The sequence below is a fragment of the Ewingella allii genome (assembly GCF_044430645.1).
In the GTDB taxonomy this organism is placed as follows: domain Bacteria; phylum Pseudomonadota; class Gammaproteobacteria; order Enterobacterales; family Enterobacteriaceae; genus Ewingella; species Ewingella allii.
Genome location: NZ_JAWUDN010000010.1, coordinates 36976 through 52331 on the forward strand (window position 1 = coordinate 36976; position 15356 = coordinate 52331).

Here is a 15356-nt window from a genome sequence, read left to right on the forward strand (position 1 = left end):
TTTTACGTAGCATATACTCAAAACCCGCTGAATTCAGTAACCGCGCGAGGCTCTTGTCGATCAGGGTGTACGGCTTGTTTACGCAGGGAGGCCGTTTCGGTTAACATCAATACCCCTGATTTCAACTAAAGAAAGCAAGCTCTTACTATGGCTCAAGTCGCGAAAAAAATTTTGGTAACCTGTGCACTTCCGTACGCCAACGGATCTATTCACCTCGGACACATGCTCGAGCACATCCAGGCTGACGTCTGGGTCCGTTACCAGCGAATGCGCGGCCACGAAGTTCACTTCATTTGTGCTGACGATGCGCACGGTACGCCGATCATGCTGAAAGCTCAGCAGCTCGGAATTGAACCGGAGCAGATGATCGCCGAAATGAGCCAGGAGCATCAAAAAGATTTCGCAGGCTTCGGTATCAGCTATGACAACTACCACTCGACGCACAGCGACGAGAACCGCGTGTTGTCCGAGCTTATCTATGGTCGCCTGAAAGAAAACGGCTTCATCAAGAATCGCACCATTTCCCAACTGTACGACCCGGAAAAAGGCATGTTCCTGCCGGACCGTTTCGTTAAAGGCACCTGTCCGAAGTGTAAATCTCCGGACCAGTATGGCGATAACTGCGAAGTCTGTGGCGCTACCTACAGCCCGACAGAGCTTATCGAGCCAAAATCCGTGGTCTCCGGCGCGACGCCAGAACTGCGTGATTCCGAGCACTTCTTCTTCGACCTGCCTGAATTCAGCGCCATGCTGCAAGCCTGGACCCGCTCCGGCGCGCTGCAAGAGCAAGTGGCGAACAAGATGCAAGAGTGGTTCGAGTCTGGCCTGCAACAGTGGGACATCAGCCGCGACGCCCCTTACTTCGGCTTTGAAATCCCTAATGCGCCGGGCAAATACTTCTACGTCTGGCTGGACGCGCCAATTGGCTACATGGGTTCCTTCAAAAACCTGTGCGATCGTCGCCCAGACCTGAGCTTCGACGAGTTTTGGAAAAAAGATTCCACCACCGAGCTGTACCACTTCATCGGTAAAGATATCGTTTATTTCCACAGCCTGTTCTGGCCAGCCATGCTGGAAGGCAGTGATTTCCGCAAGCCAACCAACCTGTTCGTTCACGGCTACGTCACGGTCAATGGCGCGAAGATGTCTAAGTCTCGCGGCACCTTTATTAAGGCCGGCACTTATCTGAACCATCTGGACGCCGACTGCCTGCGTTATTACTACGCGGCCAAACTCTCTTCGCGTATCGACGATATCGACCTGAATCTGGAAGATTTCGTGCAGCGCGTAAATGCTGACATCGTCAACAAAGTGGTCAATCTGGCTTCTCGCAACGCGGGCTTCATTAATAAGCGTTTCGACGGCGTTCTCTCTGACAAACTGGCTGATGAAGCGCTGTACAAAACCTTCGTTGATGCCGCCGAAAGCATTGCCGAAGCTTACGCCAGCCGTGAGTCAAGCCGCGCCATTCGCGAAATTATGGCCCTCGCCGACTTGGCAAACCGCTATGTTGACGAGCAGGCGCCTTGGGTTGTGGCGAAGCAAGAAGGCCGCGATGCCGACCTGCAATCGATCTGCTCCATGGGTATCAACCTGTTCCGCGTGCTGATGACTTATCTAAAACCAGTACTGCCATCGCTGACTGAACGCGCTGAGGCCTTCCTCAATGCTGAACTGACCTGGGACGGCATCGCTCAGCCGCTGCTGTCACACAAAGTCAGCCCGTTCAAAGCCCTGTTCAATCGTATTGAGCTGGATAAAGTGAGCGCCATGGTGGATGCCTCGAAAGAAGATATCGCCGCAGAGAAATCCAAAACCGTCACCGGCCCGCTGGCTGACGCGCCGATTCAAGAAACCATCACTTTTGATGATTTCGCGAAAGTGGATATGCGTATTGCGCTGATTAAAAGTGCTGATTTCGTAGAAGGCTCTGACAAGCTGCTGCGCCTGCAGTTAGATTTGGGCGGCGAATCGCGCCAGATTTTCTCTGGCATTCGCTCCGCTTACCCAGATCCAAAGCTGTTGGAAGGCCGTTTGACCATCATGGTCGCCAACCTTGCCCCGCGCAAAATGCGTTTCGGCGTGTCCGAAGGCATGGTGATGGCGGCAGGCCCTGGCGGCAAAGAGATCTTCCTGCTCAGCCCTGACTCTGGCGCACAGCCGGGCATGCAGGTGAAATAAACCCGTCTGGGTTTTGGGCAAATACCTAACCGGTGAGGAGCGATCCTCACCGGTTTTTTATGGGTGGCGTTCTATTCTGCTCCTTCTCATTTCAGAGAAGAAGGCTGGATGAGGAGTGGTTTAATTCAAAGCTCAATGCGGCAAATCTCACCCCTATTCTCACTTCGGCCATGTCGGCCATACCCTCCCGTGCTCTTTCTCAATATCCGCCTTACTTAAACCAATGTCTTTCAACTGGCAATCTGTCAGCCCGTTCAGAATGTTTCGCTGAATGCGTTTCTCATTCCACATCATCACAAACTGTACTGTTCTGGCCATCCAGCTATCGGCTCTGGCGGGAGCCTCGTCGATGGCTTTGCTGACTACCGGACCCGCGCCCACGGCGCAATCAGACTCACAGTATTGGCGTTCTTTATTCACGTTTTTCATCATCACATCCCCTATTTACCCTGTCGCCATAGAATGCAATGAGCGCGAAATACATTACAGATTCAGATAATCGATATTTAAACCATACAGCAGTGGAATGAATGACAGTTTATGGGCTAGATTAAACACATCTGTACTGGTTTTATTTTCAACAAGTGGGGAATAAAAAGTGAATCGCTATGAAAATCTCGCCAATGTGCTGAGCGAACGCATCGAGCAAGGCCTGTATCCTGCGGGGGAGCGCCTGCCTTCGGTGCGTATCCTGAGCAGTGAACATGGCGTGAGCATCAGTACGGTTCAGCAGGCGTATCGCATGCTGGAAGAGAAACTGCTGGTCGAGGCGCGGCCGAAATCAGGCTATTTCGTCACCTCCGCCCGGCCACTGGCGGCACTGCCCGCCGTCTGTCGCCCGACCCAGCGCCCGGTGGATATCAGCCAGTGGGATCAGGTGCTCGAACAGATAACCCAGCTGGATAAGCCCGACTTTATCCAGCTGGGGCGCGGCTCGCCGGATGTCACCGCCCCGACTCTGCGCCCCCTGAACCGAGCGATGTCCCGCGCCGGACAGCATGAAAACCTGCTGGCGCTGAAATACGACACTATTTATGGCGCGCTGGAGTTACGTGAGCAAATCGCCCGCTTGATGATTGATAGCGGCAGCCACATGGACGCCAGCAATATTCTGATCACCACCGGCTGCCACGAGGCCCTCTCCATTGCGATTCGCTCAGTTTGCGACGTCGGCGATATCGTGGCGGTTGACTCTCCGAGCTTCCACGGCGCGATGCAGACTCTCAAAGGCTACGGCATGAAGGCGCTGGAGATCCCCACTGACCCGGTGACCGGCATCAGTATTGAAGCATTGGAAATGGCCCTTGAGCAGTGGCCGATTAAAGCCATTCAGCTCACGCCAAACTGTAATAACCCGCTGGGTTACAACATGCCCGACGAGCGGAAAAAGGCGCTGCTACGGCTGGCACAGTGCTATGACATCGCCATTATTGAAGATGACGTGTATGGCGATTTGGCCTATCAATATCCCCGCCCGGCGACCATCACCTCTTTTGATGAAGATGGACGCGTGTTGCTGTGCAGCTCCTTCTCCAAAACCCTGGCACCCGGCCTGCGCGTCGGCTGGCTGGCTCCGGGGCGTTACCACAATCGTGCCTTACATATGAAGTTTATCAGCACCGGCGCGACCTCCACCCTGCCGCAAATCGCCCTGACCGACTTCATCAAACAGGGGCATTACCTGCAACACCTGCGCAGAATGCGCAATCAGTACCAGCGTAACCTCTGCACCATGACCTGCTGGGTGAGTAAATACTTCCCGTGCGGCGTGGGAGTCAGTCGTCCGCAGGGGGGCTTTATGCTGTGGATTGAACTCGATGAGCGCCTCGACGCTCAGCGGCTCAATCGCCTGCTGGAAGCCCACAAAGTGCAAATTGCGATCGGGTCGATATTTTCTGCATCAGGCAAGTATCGCAACTGCCTGCGAATCAACTATGCTCAGCCACTAACCGAGGCTTATGAGCAGGCCATGCAGCACATTGGGCAGACCATTACTGAAATGATGGCAGAACTTTGATTCTGCCTCTCTACTGGAGAGAATAAAGACGTGCAGATTGAACCTTTACCACCCCTAAACACCTTGGTGGCTTTTGAATGTGTTGCACGTTATTGCAGTTTTTCACGCGCGGCGGATGAGTTAAATCTGACGCAAAGCGCCATCAGTCGGCAAATCTTGCAGTTAGAAGAGATGCTGGGCTGCAAGCTGTTTCAGCGTAGCCAGCGCAAGGTGACGTTGACGCCTCGCGGGGAGATTTACGCCGAGCAGGTGCGAAAGCTGTTGGGTGATATTTCACAATCCACCGCCGAAGTGATGGGCTGGAGCGGCCTGCCGCAGGTGACGCTGGCCTGCACCAGCGCGATGGGCAGCCTTTGGCTCTCATCGCGCCTTTCGGCTCTGCGCGGATTGATGCCGGATTTGCAGATCCGCATGAAGATTTCGGACAGCTTCTCTGATCTTAAATCTTCAGAGTTTGATCTGGCGATTTTCTACCTGCGCACCCCGCCCGCGGGCTATCACGCCGTGCCGCTGTTCGACGAAGTCTGTTATCCGATGTGCTCACCTGTGTTTTTACGCCAGCTTCCCGCCGACCCCGACGCCGCCGAATTACTCAATCACACGCTGTTAATTCAAGACGATCCCCAGCGCGAATGGACCGGCTGGCGCGACTGGTTTACCTCGCAGGACGTGCACCATTTCGCCCCAAGGCAGACGTGGCGAGCCAACAACTACCCGTTTCTGGTGCAAGCCGCCGTGCTCGGCGACGGAATTTTGCTCGGTTGGGAAGGCTTAGTGCAGGATTATGTCGATAACGGACAGCTGGTCCATGCCCATCCGGGCAAGCTGGCCGCTGACGGCAAATGTTATATTTTGACGCCGCAAGACAGGTATTTGAGGCCCGTCATTCGACGGGTGATCGAATGGCTTTTGCAAAGCCAGTGAATGGTTTTTCTAGTCAAAGCATTGAATTTAAAAACCAAAATTTTCATTAATTTTACCAAAATTCTTAACTGCGTTTTAAATCTCAATTTCTGGAATTTTATTCTTCTCTAAATAACGGCGTTTCCGCGCCGCTCGCATCCCAATTAAGGTAAACAACAACCAGCATGACTGGGAAATACAAGACGCCAAATTAAAATCATGGCTCAGGGAGTAGAGACCAAAGGTGCCGCCAATAATATTAAGCCAGGCATAAATATCAGCATCTACTGCTAGTTTGCGCATTTGAACCAGCGCATAAGCCAGCAGGTAGCAGAAGACGCCTATTAAGCCAATCAGGGTATGGAAGTCCAACGGTTATTTCCCTTCGCCGAATTCAGATACAGGCAAAATAAAACGTTTCAGGGTGTTCTGCCGCGCATTTTTCGCATACTCTCATGATAAATTCTCATGCAAATTCATCAGAGTGTTTTGATATAAATCACTAAGCAATAAATATAAATTATTCCTTTTTTCACCTGCGCCTATCCCCTATGCCCTTCGCGTTGAATCAAGGCAGCATGCGAACAAACCCCGGTTAGCTTACCTGCGTAAGTGTTTCAGGCGAATGAACGCGGCCAACCTTGAGACAAGATGCAAGAGCCTGGAGATAACAGGTTTTCGCCACCCCGGAGATAATTAGATGAAAGATAAAAATTCCGCTTTGACGCAATTAATGCAGGATGCAAAACTCAGCCGCCGCGGTTTTATTACCAGCGCTGCTGCTGTGGGTATTACCACCGCCTATGGTCTTTCCCCCCTGTCTGCTTTTGCAGCCGAGCCGAAAAAAGGTGGCGTATTAAAATTGGGAATGTCAGGCGGTAACACCAGCGATTCTTTAGATCCCACATTATTCAGCGACTGGGTTCCGTTAAATCAGGCATATATGCTGATGAACGGCTTAGTCGAAATAGATGAAAATAACAAAGCCATTCCTGAACTCTTCGCCAGTTGGGAAGCCAAACCGGGTGCGACCGAATGGATTTTCACTCTGCAAGACGGCGTGACATTCCATAATGGCAAGAAACTCGATGCCGACGACATTATTTACTCCATCAATTTGCATCGCGGCGATAAGACCAAAAGCGCCATCAAAACTCAGCTCTCGCCAATCACCGGCTTGACCAAACAGGGCGACAACCAAATAGCTATCACGCTGGAGAGCGGCAACGCCGACCTGCCATACCTGCTGGCTGACTATCACTTGCTGGTGGTGCCGAACGGCTTTACCGACTGGTCACACCCGATTGGCACCGGCGGCTTTGTGTTTGACCAATACGAGCCGGGCGTGCGCTCGCTGTTTAAACGCAACCCGAACTACTGGAAGAAAGACCGCGCCTTTGTGGATGCCGTAGAAGTCATTGTCATCAATGACCCAACCGCGCGCACCAACGCCTTGATTTCCGGGCAGGTTCACGCCATTAACCGCGTCGATTTCAAAACCGTCGATTTCCTCAAACGCAGCCCGGCGCTGAACATCGTGCGCTCCTCCGGCGGCCAGCACTTCACCTTCCTGATGGACTGTAGCGTCGCGCCGTTCAATAACAACGACGTGCGCATGGCGATTAAACACGGCATTGACCGGCAGAAGATCCTCGACACGGTGCTGCGCGGCTACGGTTCACTCGGCAACGACCACCCCATCCCGAAAACCGATCGCTTCTTCAACCACAGCCTTGAGCAGCGTGTCTACGACCCTGATAAATCCGCCTTCTATCTGAAAAAGGCCGGGCTAACTGACCTCAAGCTAGAGCTATCCTCCTCCGACGCCGCCTTTGCCGGTGCCCTCGACGCCGCTGCCCTGTTCCAAGGTGAAGCCCAGAAAAGCGGCATTCAGGTCAGCATCAAGCGCCAGCCCGCTGACAGCTACTGGGACGACGTGTGGATGAAAGCGCCATTCAGCATGGGCTACTGGGGTGGCCGCCCGACGGCGGACCAGATGTTCTCCACGGCGTACCAGTCCACGGCGAAATGGAACGACACCCATTGGAAAGATGAGAAGTTCGACGCCCTGCTGCTGCAAGCCCGCTCCCTGCTGGACGACGGCAAGCGCGCTGAAATCTATGGCGAATTGCAAAGCATTGTCCGCGACAACGGCGGCGCGATGATCCCTCTGTTTGGCGACTATCTTGACGCCGCCAACAAAAAAGTCGGCGGAATTAAACCGCATCCGATGTTCAACTTCATGGGTGGTCGTCTGGCCGAGCGCGTCTGGCTGGAGGCATGATGAAGAAGAAGATTTTACAACGCGTGCTGCTTGGGGTAGGCACGCTTTGGCTGGTTTCACTGCTGATTTTTGTGGGAACTGAAATGCTACCGGGGGATGTGGCAACCGCCATCCTTGGCCAGAGCGCCACGCCGGAAACCGTGGCGGCGCTGCGCCTGCAACTGGGGTTGGACGAGCCGGCCGTGCTGCGCTATCTGCACTGGCTGGTGGGCATTCTGCACGGCGATTTAGGTAACTCTTTGGCGAATGGCAGACCTATCGGCAACGAGCTGCTGCCGCGTCTGGGGAATACCCTATTTTTGGCCGGTTACGCGGCCATTATCGCCATCCCGCTGGCCGTCGGCTTGGGGATTGCGTCCGCCATTTGGCGCGGCTCAATCTTCGACCGACTGGCCAATACCCTGACGCTCATCAGCATTTCGGTGCCGGAGTTCTTCGTGGGCTACGTGCTGGTGATCGCCTTCGCCATTCGCCTGACGTGGTTCCCCAGCCTGGCGATGGTCGACCCTAGCTCCTCGTTCGTCGACCGACTCTACGTCTGCACCCTGCCGATGCTGACGCTGACGCTGGTGGTGCTGGCACACATGTTGCGCATGACCCGCGCCTCGGTGACGGCGGTGATGTCCAGCCCGTACATTGAGAGCGCGGTGCTGAAAGGCGTGTCGCGCTGGCGGATTGTGGTGTCCCACGCCCTGCCCAACGCCCTCGCGCCAATCATTAACGTCGTCGCCTTTAACCTTGCCTATCTGGTGGTGGGGGTGATTCTGGTGGAAGTGGTGTTTGTCTATCCGGGTATCGGCCAGTACATGGTTGACGCCGTGACCAAGCGCGACCTGCCGGTGGTTCAGGCCTGCGGCCTGCTGTTTGGCGGCACCTACATCTTCCTCAATACCACCGCTGATTTGCTGGCGATTTGGTGTAACCCACGTTTACGCCACGCGCGCTAAGGCAGGAGCAACATGAATCATTCGCATAAAGCTTCATTTATCAGCAACATCCCGCTGTCAGCGTGGATTGGCATCGTGATTATCGCGGTCAATCTGCTGGCGGCGATTTTCGCCCCGTGGATCGCGCCGCACAGCGAAACCGAACAGGTGGGTGACATCTGGCTATTACCCTCGGCGGCCACGCCGTTCGGCACCGACAGTTTGGGGCGCGACATGCTTTCACGCATTCTGTTTGGCGCTCGCACCACTATCGCCATCGCGCTGACCATCACCATTGCGTCATTCATTATTGGCATTATTAGCGGCTTCGCGGCGGCGATTTATGGCAAATGGGTGGACGTGGTGCTGTCGCGCATTGTCGATACCGTGATGTCGATTCCCGTGCTGATTTTCGCCCTGATGGTACTGTCCGTGATGGGCACCTCCATTCCGGTTCTGGTGCTGACTATCGCCCTGCTCGACGCCACCCGGGTTTTCCGTTTGGCGCGTTTGGTGGCGCAAGCCATTGTTTGCCAAGAGTATGTCGAAGCGGCTCGTCTGCGCGGTGAAGGTCTGCGCTGGGTGCTAACCAAAGAAATTCTGCCCAACGCCATGCCGCCGCTGCTGGCCGAGTTCGGCATGCGTTTCTGCTTCACCTTCCTGTTTATCGCCGGACTGAGCTTCCTCGGCTTGGGCATTCAGCCGCCTTACGCCGACTGGGGCAGCATGGTGCGCGACAACGCGCAGGCGATTAACTTCGGTCAGTTCGCGCCGCTCTACCCGGCCGCGGCCATCGCGCTGCTGACCATTGGCGTCAATTTGGTGGTTGACTGGCTACTGGCCCGCAACAGCCTGCCGCACGGAGAAGAAGCATGACGGACAACAAGCAAGACCTGATCCTCGAAATGCGCGGGCTGCGCATCGAAACCCTCGACGGCTCGCCGCTGGTGCAGGACATCTCCCTCACTCTGTCGAAAGGCGAAATCCTCGGGCTGATTGGCGAATCTGGCGCGGGGAAATCCACCATTGGCTTAGCCGCGCTGGGCTATGCGCGACAGGGCTGCCGGATCAGCGGCGGCGAAGTGATTGTCGATGGCACCGATATTGTTTCCCAACCCTCGCGAGTCAAACGCCAGTGGCGCGGCCGCCGCGTGGCCTATGTGGCACAGAGCGCGGCGGCGGCCTTTAACCCGGCGCTGACCATTGAAAAACAGGTGTGCGAAGGGCCGATTCGCCACGGCTTGATGAGTAAAGAAGAGAGCCGCCAGTGGGCCATTACCCTGTTCCGCTCGCTGGACCTGCCGGATCCGGAAAATATTGGCAAACGCTATCCGCACCAGCTTTCCGGCGGCCAGTTGCAGCGCGCGATGGCGGCAATGGCCATGTCCTGCAAGCCCGACTTGCTGGTGATGGATGAACCCACCACCGCGCTGGACGTTACCACCCAGATTGAAGTGCTGGTGATGCTGCGCAAGCTGGTGCGCGAGTTCAACACCGCCGCGCTGTACATCACACACGACCTCGCGGTGGTGGCCCAGCTGGCGGACCGCATCATGGTGCTGCGCCACGGCAAAGAAGTGGAAACCGGCACCACGGTGCAGATCCTCAACTCGCCAAAAGAGGATTACACCCGCCGCTTGGTGGCCGAGCGCGAACACGCGGCGGAAACCGTGACCGCCGCCCAGCCGGAAACACCAGCCGCCTTGCTGACCATCAAACAGCTGAGTACCGGCTACAACGGCAAGAAAGTGGTCAATGACGTCAACCTGCAACTGGCCCGAGGCAAAACGCTGGCGGTGATTGGTGAGTCGGGCAGTGGCAAAAGTACCCTCGCCCGCGCGCTGGTCGGCCTGCTGCCAGATACCCAAGGCAGCGTCGAGTTCGACGGCGTCACCCTCTCGCCACTTTACCAACAGCGTGAAAAAGAGACACTGCGCCGGATTCAGATGATTTATCAGTTGCCGGACGTCGCGCTCAACCCGCGCCAGACCATTCTTGAGCTGATTGGCCGCCCGGTGGCGTTCTACTTCGGCCTGAGTAAACGCGAAGTGCGCGCCAAGGTGGAAGAGCTGCTGACCCTGACCGAACTGCCGCTGAAGCTGATTGACCGATACCCGGGCGAGCTGTCCGGCGGCCAGAAGCAGCGCGTCTGTATCGCCCGCGCGCTGGCGGCCCAGCCGGAGCTGATTATCTGCGATGAAGCCACTTCGGCGCTCGACCCGCTGGTGGCCGAAGAGGTACTCAACCTGCTGCGCCGCCTGCAAGAGCAGTTGGGGCTTTCCTACCTGTTTATCACCCATGACCTCGGCACGGTGAAGCGCATTGCCCATCAGGTGGCGGTGATGTATCAGGGCAACATTGTTGCCAGCGGTGACACCCGCGTGGTGTTCAGCCCGCCGATGCACCCGTACACTGAAAAACTGCTGACCTCGGTGCCGGAAATGCGCACCGACTGGCTGGACGACGTGCTGGCGCTGCGTTCCTCCTCTTCTTCCGACAAGACATCTTTGACAGGCGCACTATGACCACAAAACGCATTATTACTGAGTTCCCGCATTCGGTGACCACCATCGAGCATCTGTGGATCAAACTGAGCGACGGCACCCGCCTCGCCGCCCGTTTATGGCTGCCGGACAGCGCGGCGGACCAGCCGGTTCCGGCCATTTTGGAATACATCCCCTACCGCAAACGCGACGGAACGCGCACCCGCGACGAGCCGATGCACGGCTATTTCGCCGGTAATGGCTACGCCGTGGTGCGCGTGGATATGCGCGGCAGCGGCGAGTCCGACGGGCTGTTGGCGGATGAATATTTGTTGCAAGAGCAGGACGACGCGCTAGAAGTGATTGAGTGGATCACCCAGCAGGCGTGGTGCAGCGGCAATGTCGGCATGATGGGGAAATCCTGGGGCGGCTTTAACGGCCTGCAGGTGGCGGCCCGTCGCCCGGCAGCGCTAAAAGCGGTGATCACCGTATGCTCCACCGACGACCGCTATGCCGATGATATTCATTACAAAGGCGGCTGCCTGCTCAATGACAATCTCTGGTGGGGCGGCATCATGCTGGCTTACCAGAGCCGCCCTTCGGACCCGGCGCTGGTCGGCGAAGGCTGGTACAACGAGTGGCTCAATCGCCTCGAAAACATGCCGTTCTTCCCGGCATTGTGGATGGAACACCCGCTGCGCGATCGCTACTGGCAGCACGGTTCCGTCTGCGAGGACTGGTCGGCGATTCAATGCCCGGTGTTAGCCATTGGCGGTTGGGCAGATGCCTATAGCAACGCGGTGTTCCGCCTGATGGACAACCTACAGGTGCCGCGCCGCGCCATTATTGGCCCTTGGGCGCATATTTACCCGCAGGACGGCACGCCGGAACCGGCGATTGGCTTCTTGCAAGAGGCGGTGCAGTGGTGGGATCACTGGCTGAAAGGCGAACAAAACGCCGCGATGGACGGCCCGATGGTGCAAGCCTGGCTGCAAGACAGCCAGCCGCCGTCGGCCCAGCGGCCGGTAAGCAAAGGCCAGTGGGTCGGTTTCGATAAAGGCACCGCCAGCAATGTGACTCATGAGCCTCGCTGGCTGACGCGCGGGCAGTTGAATGCTCACCCGGACGCAGAAGCCGGCGTGATTTCCATCTGCTCGCCGCAGAACCACGGCCTGATGGCCGGTGAATGGATGGGCGCGGGCGTGCTGGGTGAAACGCCGCCGGACCAGCGGGTGGATGACGGCAATGCCGAAATCTTTGACGGCCAGCCGCTGGCCGAGCCGCTGTCTATCTTCGGCTTCCCGCAGTTCACCGTCGAGCTAAGCAGTGATAAACCGGCCGCCATGCTCTACGTGCGGCTGTCGGACGTCTCGCCAGAGGGCGCGGTCAATCGCGTAACCCACGGCTGGCTGAATCTGAGTCACTTACAGGGGCATGATAAATCTGTGCCGCTGGTGCCGGGGCAGAAAGTGCGGGTACCGGTACAGTTGGACGGCATTGCCCATCGTTTCGAAGTCGGCCACCGTCTGCGGGTGTCGCTGGCCACCACCTATTGGCCGATGATTTGGCCAATGCCGGAAGCCGCCACCCTGACCCTCGACCTGCACAGCGCCCAGCTTTCACTGCCGGTGTGCCACCAGCCGCTGGTGATTGACGGCCCCATCAAAGAGCCGCAAAGCGCCGCGCCGACGCCGCAAACCGTGCTGACCCAAGGCCGTGTGGATCGTTCCATCAGTTACGATTTCCTGACCGATGAGTGGACCAGCGTAACCAATGGCGAAGGCGGCGTGTTTGGTGAAGGGGTTTATCGTTTCGACGACATTGATACCACGGTGGATCACAACCTGCGCCGCGAGCTGGTGGTCGGCAATGCTGACCCATTGTCGGCGCGCTATCTGCTCACCCAGACCATGAAAATTGGCCGCGAGGGCTGGCAGATTGAGGCGGTGATCACTTTAGAGATGCGCAGCGACCTGACCCATTTCATCGTCAGCGGCGATATGGTGGTCAGCCTGAATGGTGAAGAAGAGTTCACCAAGTACTGGCACGAGCGTATTCCTCGCTAACGCGGGTTATTTTTTCTGCGGCTGAATGGCCGTGATCTCGTCATAGCTTAAAACCCGCCCATCTTGTGAACGCAGTTCTATGGTTTGCAAAGGTTGGCGGGTTTCTTTATCCACCATTTCGGTGAAAGGTTCGTTCTCGTCAAACAGGTATTTGCTTCCCCACTGGCTTAACGCCACCATGATCGGGCGCAGCGCTTTACCCTTCTCCGTCAGCACATAGTCCTGATACGCCGATCCGTCGGCGGCGGGTTCAATACGCAAAATCCCTTCAGCCACCATCGACTTTAGCCGCGTGCTGAGGATGTTCTTCGCCGCGCCAAGGCTGCGCTGAAACTCGCTAAAGCGCGTTAAGCCAATCATCGCATCGCGCACGATAAGCAAGGTCCACCAGTCGCCAATCAAATCCAGCGAACGCGTGGCCGGGCAGACGCTGTCATCCATTCGGGTTCTTTTCATTGCCGTTCTCTCTTAGCTGTTCTCTGCAAACTGTTCTCTATGAACAGGGCCGAGTAGCAAAATGTGCCCTGTTTAAAAATCTGGTTGCATTATAAAACCACCTGCCGTACAAATGCACCTAGTTTAATAATTAAACCAACCCAAACACTGAAAAGGAACACCCAAATGTCGCAATCTACTCAACATAAACCTGTTGCTTTAATCACCGGCGCTTCCACCGGCATTGGTGCGGTTTACGCCGATCGCCTGGCGAAACGCGGCTATGACCTGGTGCTGGTCGCCCGAAATGCCAAACGCATGGAAAATGTGGCGCAGCCGCTGCGCGCGGCAGGCACTCAGGTAGAGATCATCGCCGCCGATTTGACTGAGCATAACGACCTGCTGCGCGTGGAAGATTTCATCCGCCAACACCCGGAGATTTCTCTGCTGGTCAATAACGCGGGTTCCACCACGCCGGGCGGATTTGGCTCGACCGACGTTGAGTCGATTGATCATCTGATTCGCCTGAATGTCACCTCGGTGGCTCGTCTGTCACGCGTGGCGCTGGACGGCCTGCTGAAGCACAAAGATGGCGCGATCATTAACATTTCATCGGTGATGGCCTTCGCCCCTGAGCTGAATAAAGCGGTGTATACCGCCTCGAAATCCTTTGTGCTGACCTTCTCACAGACGCTGCAAAGCGAGCTGGAACAGCAAGGTCTGTACGTGCAGGCCGTGCTGCCAGCCGCGACGCGAACTGAGATTTGGGACCACGCGGGTCAGAACGTGGACGACCTGCAAGGGGTGATGGAAGTGGCTGATTTGGTTGACGCCGCGCTGGTCGGCTTTGACCTTAAAGAGAAAGTTACTATCCCGCCGCTGCAGGATGAAAAGCTGTGGACTGACCATGAAGCGACGCGTATTGGCCTGCTGACCAACTTCGCCCACTCCACGCCGGGCGCCCGTTACACTCGCTAACAGCCGCAGGATGGCTGGCGAACAAATTCGCTGGTCATCCGCTTTACTCTTTGCAAATATAACATTCCGTTAACGTCATTCGGACATGTGAAGTATGCCAGCCCCCGCCACCAACGTGACTTATGGAATGTCGCAGCGCAGCGACCGCCCTGACTTTTATATCCGCGATCAGTCTGAACGCCCGGCGTTAATGCAGCCACACCGACATGACTACTTCCAGATCCAGCTCAACTGCGGCACGGATAGCGTCCAGCACATCGGCGGCGCCATTCGCCCCTTTACCTATCGCACGATTGCTTTTATTCAGCCGCACCGCCTGCATTTCATTCCTCATCCCGAGGATGGCCGCTCGATGGTGATCAACATTTCTGCGCTCTTTTTGCTGCGCAATACCGCCATGGACACGCTGGATTTAGACGACATTCCGCTGGCTGACGTGCCGGAATTAGCGCCGTTTCGCTTTCAGGAGTATCTCGACTTTGTGATGTCCGAAGAGGATTTTGCCGAGATAACCTTGCTGCTGGAGAAGATGCGCCAGTGCGACCGCCAGCGGGAGTTTGGCGATGAGCTGCGCCTGCGCGGCTACCTTCTGCAACTGCTCGGGCTGGTGTGTCATCGCTATCAGCAGCCGCTGCAAGAGATGGCGGCGCGTAACGCCGAGAAACGCGGGCAGCAGGCGGCGCTCAACCGCACCTTGCGCTATATCCGCCGCCAGCTGGCTGACCCACAGCTGAACCTCACCGATGCCGCCGCGGCGGCCTTTATTTCGCCCAACTATTTGACCCACCTGCTGCGCAAAACTATCGGCAAAACCTTCTCCGAACTGGTGCTGGAGCGGCGAATGCGTCTGGCGCGTATGAAGCTCACCACCAGTAGTGACAGCATTGCCGAGATAGCCCGCCAATGCGGCTACACTGACGACGCCTACTTCTCGCGGCGCTTTCGCCAGGCCCACGGCGTGCCGCCGGGCAAGTTCCGCCAGTCGCCGACTGAGTTCTAACGCCGATATCCTCTTTTTGTCCAAAAACAGCATGGATCTGTCCAGTTTCAACTTGGCGGTTTTACGCGACACTGTAACTCAGA

Annotated in this window: 13 protein-coding genes; 10 read left to right on the forward strand and 3 right to left on the reverse strand. The window is 56.5% G+C overall.

Translation table 11 applies throughout. The features are described from left to right. The first annotated feature begins 147 nt into the window (after window positions 1-147). Window positions 148-2181, forward strand: a complete 2034-nt coding sequence (gene metG, locus SBO83_RS18450; protein WP_353501810.1) for a methionine--tRNA ligase — start codon at window positions 148-150, stop codon at window positions 2179-2181. A 159-nt stretch (window positions 2182-2340) separates the two neighbouring features. On the opposite strand, the gene SBO83_RS18455 is transcribed toward metG, so the two are convergent. Beyond that, window positions 2341-2613: a DUF1127 domain-containing protein gene (locus SBO83_RS18455; protein ID WP_396132492.1), complete on the reverse strand. Its 273-nt coding sequence runs from the start codon at window positions 2611-2613 to the stop codon at window positions 2341-2343. A gap of 166 nt (window positions 2614-2779) precedes the next feature. Between SBO83_RS18455 and SBO83_RS18460 the strand changes: the two genes are divergently transcribed. After that, entirely contained in the window at window positions 2780-4198 is a 1419-nt protein-coding gene (locus SBO83_RS18460; protein ID WP_396132493.1) for an aminotransferase class I/II-fold pyridoxal phosphate-dependent enzyme, read from the forward strand. A 30-nt stretch (window positions 4199-4228) separates the two neighbouring features. Then, entirely contained in the window at window positions 4229-5122 is an 894-nt protein-coding gene (locus SBO83_RS18465) for a LysR substrate-binding domain-containing protein (RefSeq protein WP_396132494.1), read from the forward strand. A 75-nt stretch (window positions 5123-5197) separates the two neighbouring features. Here SBO83_RS18465 and SBO83_RS18470 read toward each other — a convergent pair whose 3' ends face one another. Continuing rightward, window positions 5198-5473 carry a CBU_0592 family membrane protein gene (locus SBO83_RS18470; RefSeq protein WP_353501806.1) on the reverse strand — a complete coding sequence of 92 codons (276 nt, stop codon included), beginning with the start codon at window positions 5471-5473 and terminating at the stop codon, window positions 5198-5200. A 328-nt stretch (window positions 5474-5801) separates the two neighbouring features. On the opposite strand from SBO83_RS18470, the gene SBO83_RS18475 reads away from it, so the two are divergent. From SBO83_RS18475 to SBO83_RS18495, 5 genes are read left to right on the forward strand one after another with little or no spacing between them, the layout of a single operon-like run. Next, a complete protein-coding gene (locus tag SBO83_RS18475) occupies window positions 5802-7385 on the forward strand; it encodes an ABC transporter substrate-binding protein (RefSeq protein ID WP_396132495.1) in 1584 nt (527 codons plus the stop codon). After that, window positions 7385-8332 carry an ABC transporter permease gene (locus SBO83_RS18480; RefSeq protein ID WP_034789813.1) on the forward strand — a complete coding sequence of 316 codons (948 nt, stop codon included), beginning with the start codon at window positions 7385-7387 and terminating at the stop codon, window positions 8330-8332. The genes SBO83_RS18475 and SBO83_RS18480 overlap by 1 nt, the downstream gene beginning before the upstream one ends. 12 nt (window positions 8333-8344) lie before the next feature. Beyond that, a complete protein-coding gene (locus tag SBO83_RS18485; protein WP_353501804.1) occupies window positions 8345-9187 on the forward strand; it encodes an ABC transporter permease in 843 nt (280 codons plus the stop codon). Further along, a complete protein-coding gene (locus SBO83_RS18490; RefSeq protein ID WP_396132496.1) occupies window positions 9184-10836 on the forward strand; it encodes a nickel ABC transporter ATP-binding protein NikE in 1653 nt (550 codons plus the stop codon). The genes SBO83_RS18485 and SBO83_RS18490 overlap by 4 nt, the downstream gene beginning before the upstream one ends. Further along, a complete protein-coding gene (locus SBO83_RS18495; protein ID WP_396132497.1) occupies window positions 10833-12860 on the forward strand; it encodes a CocE/NonD family hydrolase in 2028 nt (675 codons plus the stop codon). Before SBO83_RS18490 ends, SBO83_RS18495 begins: the two co-directional genes overlap by 4 nt. 6 nt (window positions 12861-12866) lie before the next feature. Here SBO83_RS18495 and SBO83_RS18500 read toward each other — a convergent pair whose 3' ends face one another. Then, window positions 12867-13316: a winged helix-turn-helix transcriptional regulator gene (locus SBO83_RS18500; RefSeq protein WP_185687911.1), complete on the reverse strand. Its 450-nt coding sequence runs from the start codon at window positions 13314-13316 to the stop codon at window positions 12867-12869. 165 nt (window positions 13317-13481) lie between these two features. Here SBO83_RS18500 and SBO83_RS18505 point away from each other — a divergent pair, with 165 nt between their 5' ends. Both SBO83_RS18505 and SBO83_RS18510 read left to right on the forward strand, forming a co-directional pair. Beyond that, window positions 13482-14273, forward strand: coding sequence for an SDR family NAD(P)-dependent oxidoreductase (locus SBO83_RS18505; protein WP_353501801.1), 792 nt, complete (start codon window positions 13482-13484; stop codon window positions 14271-14273). Window positions 14274-14367: 94 nt separating this feature from the next. Further along, window positions 14368-15273 (forward strand): helix-turn-helix domain-containing protein, encoded by a 906-nt coding sequence (locus SBO83_RS18510; RefSeq protein ID WP_396132499.1) that lies wholly within the window; start codon window positions 14368-14370, stop codon window positions 15271-15273. Window positions 15274-15356 lie beyond the last annotated feature (83 nt).

Coding starts and splice junctions, on each gene's coding strand:
- metG (WP_353501810.1), top strand. CDS start 148: ATGGCTCAAGTCGCGAAAAAAATTTTGGTAACCTGTGCACTTCCGTAC.
- SBO83_RS18455 (WP_396132492.1), bottom strand. CDS start 2,613: ATGATGAAAAACGTGAATAAAGAACGCCAATACTGTGAGTCTGATTGC.
- SBO83_RS18475 (WP_396132495.1), top strand. CDS start 5,802: ATGAAAGATAAAAATTCCGCTTTGACGCAATTAATGCAGGATGCAAAA.
- SBO83_RS18480 (WP_034789813.1), top strand. CDS start 7,385: ATGAAGAAGAAGATTTTACAACGCGTGCTGCTTGGGGTAGGCACGCTT.
- SBO83_RS18485 (WP_353501804.1), top strand. CDS start 8,345: ATGAATCATTCGCATAAAGCTTCATTTATCAGCAACATCCCGCTGTCA.
- SBO83_RS18490 (WP_396132496.1), top strand. CDS start 9,184: ATGACGGACAACAAGCAAGACCTGATCCTCGAAATGCGCGGGCTGCGC.
- SBO83_RS18495 (WP_396132497.1), top strand. CDS start 10,833: ATGACCACAAAACGCATTATTACTGAGTTCCCGCATTCGGTGACCACC.
- SBO83_RS18500 (WP_185687911.1), bottom strand. CDS start 13,316: ATGAAAAGAACCCGAATGGATGACAGCGTCTGCCCGGCCACGCGTTCG.
- SBO83_RS18505 (WP_353501801.1), top strand. CDS start 13,482: ATGTCGCAATCTACTCAACATAAACCTGTTGCTTTAATCACCGGCGCT.
- SBO83_RS18510 (WP_396132499.1), top strand. CDS start 14,368: ATGCCAGCCCCCGCCACCAACGTGACTTATGGAATGTCGCAGCGCAGC.